This is a genomic window from uncultured Tepidimonas sp., assembly GCF_938045175.1.
GTDB lineage: Bacteria > Pseudomonadota > Gammaproteobacteria > Burkholderiales > Burkholderiaceae_C > Tepidimonas.
This window is the reverse complement of the sequence record NZ_CALIND010000179.1, coordinates 1-3,155: the sequence shown is the minus strand read 5'-3', so window position 1 is coordinate 3,155 and position 3,155 is coordinate 1. Positions and strand designations below refer to the sequence as shown.

Here is a 3,155-nt window from a genome sequence, read left to right as displayed (position 1 = left end):
CGGGGTGGCGGTGTGGGGCCTGTTGACTGCGCTGGTGCTGGCCCATCGGCCCAACGGCCGCCCGCCCCTGTGGCAGGCGGCACGCACTGCGGGCGGCATGGCACTGGCGGGGGTGCCGATCGTCGCCTTGCTATTCGTGCTGTTTCCGCGTCTGCCCCCGTTGTGGGGCATCCCCAGCGACAGCGCCATCGGCCGCAGCGGGTTGTCAGGCCAGATGCAGGTGGGCGATGTGGCCCAATTGGCGCTTGACGAGCGGGTCGCGCTGCGGGTGGCCTTTCCTGACGGAATCCCGCCGCGCGAGGCGCTGTACTTCCGCGGGCCGGTGCTGCGGGTGTTCGATGGTCGGCGCTGGCGACCCCTGCACGGCCCAGAGGCGGCCAACGACGTGCCCCCCGCCCTGCGGCAACTGGACACGGCGGGCGGCTTTCAGACCACCGGCCCAGGCCTGCGCTACCAAGTGACGATGGAGCCGAGCCTGCGCCCCTGGCTGCTGACGCTGGAAGCCACCCCTGCGCCCCCCCGGATCACTGCGGCCGGCACCGGCCTGGGTGCCGAGTCGCCCCAGGCGACAGCGGACCGACAGTGGTGGCTGTCACGCCCGATCACCGACGTGCTTCGCTACGAAGCGGTGGCCCACCCCGCCCACCGCAGCGGCGCCGAAGCCCCGCGCCTGGCACTGCAAGTGGACCGGGAACTGCCGCCGGGCTACAACCCCCGGACGCTGGCGTGGGCTCAATCGCTGCGGCGCGAGCTGGGCGAGCCCTCCGCCGAGGCCCTGGTCGAAGCCGTGTTGGGCCATCTGCGCACGGGCGGCTACCGCTACACGCTGCAGCCAGGCGTCTACGGCCGCGACACGGCAGACGAATTCTGGTTCGACCAGCGCGCAGGCTTTTGCGAGCACATCGCCTCGGCCTTTGTGATTGCCCTGCGCGCGCTGGACATACCGGCGCGGGTGGTGACCGGCTACCAAGGCGGGGAATACAACCCCATCGACGGGCAGTGGACCGTGCGACACAGCGACGCCCACGCCTGGGCCGAGGTCTGGCTGCCGCAGGCCGGCTGGGTGCGCATCGACCCCACCGCCTATGTCAGTCCCGACCGCACGGTAGCGGGCGAACGGTTGCGCCCACCCCCGGGGCCAATCGCCGCGGTCGTTGGGCGTGTCGATCCCGCCCTGCTGGATCGTATGCGTGCGGTGTGGGATGCGGCCAACCAACGCTGGAACGATTGGATTTTGGACTACGGCCCTGCTCGGCAGCGCGATCTGCTGCGCCGGCTGGGCCTGTCCGCCACAGGCTGGCAGGATGCCGCGCAGCTCCTTGGCATCGCGCTGGCCGCCTTGGCAGCGCTTGGCGTGGCCGCCCTGCTTTGGAGCCGGCCGCGGGTGGACCGCTGGCACCGGCTGCTGGCCCAAGCGGCCCGGCGTTGGGAACGCGCCGGCGTGCCCCGCCCGCGCCCCCTCACCCCCGCGCGGCTGCGCGCCGCCATCGCGCAGCGGCTGGGGGACGACCCCGACCGGGTGTACCCAGCCTGGGCCGAGTGGCTCGCGGCGCTCGAGGCGTCGCGCTACGATCCCACCTGGTCTCGCTCCAGCGACTCGACGATGCCGACACGCACCCCCTTGGCCCGCCGCCTGCGCAGTCTGCCCCCACCCCCCGCGCCTGCCGACGCGCGACGGCGCCAGCTGTTGGGCGCCGTGTCGGTGCTGGCTTTGGGCGCTTTGCTGAGCCTGCCCCTGGCACCCGCTTGGGCGCGCGGCAAAGCAGAGCCCGCGCAGCGCGTGGCAGTGGCCTCGTATGCCGAGCGCGCGGACGCCCGCGCCCTGGCCGACGCCATCGACGCCGCCGAGGCGTGGGACGACGGCTGGGCGCGCCGCTGGATCGCCCAGGCGCGGCACGACGCACGCGCCGCGCAGCAGGTGCTGCCGCCCCCACCCGCGGCATTCAAGGATTGGGCGGCCTACCGCGCCCGGTTCGTCGAGCCGCGGCGCATCGCAGCGGGCGTTCGCTTTTGGGATGCGCACCATGCGGCGCTGGCGCGTGCACAAGCCGAATACGGCGTGCCAGCATGGCTGATCGTTGGCATCATCGGGGTGGAAACCCTCTACGGCCAACACCTGGGTCGCCACCGCACGCTGGATGTGCTGACCACGCTGGCGCTGGACTTCCCCGCCCAACACCCGCGCGCTGCCGCCCGGCAGGCGTACTTTCAAGCGGAGCTGCGCGCCTTTTTGCGGCTGGCCCGGTTGTCTGGCTCCGCGCCCGACGTCTGGCGCAGCAGTTACGCTGGCGCACTGGGATTGCCACAGTTCATGCCCAGCAGTTGGCTGGCCCATGCGGTGGACTTCGACGGCGATGGCCGAATCGACCTGTCCGCAAGCGCAGCGGACGCCATCGGCTCGGTTGCCCAGTTTTTGCGGGCGCACGGCTGGCAGCGCGATCTGCCCGCGCGCTACGGCGTGACCCCGCCGCCCCCCGGCGAGGCCCTGACCACTTTGCTGATGCCGGACATCCGGCCCACTTTCACGCTGGACGAGCTACGCGCGCTCGGTGCCCAGCCGGACTCCGAAGCGCAAGGCCACCCGGGCCTGCTGGCCCTGGTGGAGCTGCAAAATGGCGATCCGGCCAATGGCGGTGCGCCGCCCACCTATGTGCTGGGCACCGAAAATTTCTTCGCCCTCACCCGCTACAACCAAAGCAGCTATTACGCGATGGCGGTGCTGGATCTGGGTCTGGCCGTCGAGCGCGCGCGGCAAGCGCGCTGAAGCCCTGTGGCCTTGCGCACCGCCGAGCGCAAGAAAGCAACGACACCCTATCGGGCAGGGAGCATTGGGCCGACACCGACAACGAAAAACGTCTGGCTGATCCGCGTGTCACGCCATCGTCATAGACCAAAGATAATGTGATGGGATTATGGAGCGATAGGTCATGAACGCATTGAATATGCTCATTTTGCCGCGCGCATACGCTTCCTCATCATCCGATCCACACAGCGTGCGCAGCCTGTTGCAAACAGATTCATTGCGCATGCACCTACAGCCCATCATCGACTTGGCTGCCTGTCGGATCATCGGGCATGAAGCGCTGGTGCGCACGCCAGCCGAGTGTACCTGGCATACACCCGACGCCTTGTTCGCAGCCGCCCGCCACGAAGGC

1 protein-coding gene and 1 pseudogene are annotated in these 3,155 nt (G+C 70.3%); both read left to right on the top strand.

Features of this window, described 5'->3' with window-relative positions; all coding sequences use genetic code 11:
• Positions 1-2,764: transglutaminaseTgpA domain-containing protein (locus Q0716_RS09530; RefSeq protein WP_299022575.1), on the top strand; the 2,764-nt coding region annotated here is incomplete at its 5' end.
• A 163-nt stretch (positions 2,765-2,927) separates the two neighbouring features.
• Positions 2,928-3,155 (top strand): annotated as a pseudogene (locus Q0716_RS09525) (hypothetical protein); the annotation flags it as partial.